The organism is Chelatococcus reniformis, assembly GCF_014640075.1.
Taxonomy (GTDB): domain Bacteria; phylum Pseudomonadota; class Alphaproteobacteria; order Rhizobiales; family Beijerinckiaceae; genus Camelimonas; species Camelimonas reniformis.
Genome location: NZ_BMGG01000038.1, coordinates 1 through 536 on the forward strand (window position 1 = coordinate 1; position 536 = coordinate 536).

The 536-nt window shown below is 63.4% G+C and carries 1 protein-coding gene; it reads left to right on the plus strand.

What is annotated here, in order from left to right; translation table 11 throughout:
- A partial coding sequence (locus tag IEW34_RS30220) for a GTP-binding protein (RefSeq protein WP_188612960.1) occupies nt 1-536 on the plus strand: 536 nt, incomplete at its 3' end.

Sequence of the window (536 nt, forward strand, 5' to 3'; positions counted from 1 at the left end):
ATGGCCAAAGAGAAGTTTTCGCGGACGAAGCCGCACTGCAACATTGGCACGATTGGCCACGTTGACCACGGGAAGACGTCGCTGACGGCGGCGATCACGAAGGTTCTGGCGGAGACGGGCGGCGCGTCGTTCACGGCGTATGATCAGATTGACAAGGCGCCGGAGGAGAAGGCGCGTGGCATCACGATCTCGACGGCGCACGTTGAGTACGAGACGAAGAACCGTCACTACGCGCACGTGGACTGCCCCGGTCACGCGGACTACGTGAAGAACATGATCACGGGCGCGGCGCAGATGGACGGCGCGATTCTCGTGGTGTCTGCGGCGGACGGTCCGATGCCGCAGACGCGTGAGCACATCCTTCTGGCGCGCCAGGTTGGCGTGCCGGCGCTGGTGGTGTTCATGAACAAGGTCGACATGGTGGACGACGCGGAGCTTCTGGAGCTGGTGGAGCTTGAGATCCGCGAGCTGCTGTCGAAGTACGACTTCCCGGGCGACGACATTCCGATCGTGAAGGGCTCGGCGCTGTGCGCGCT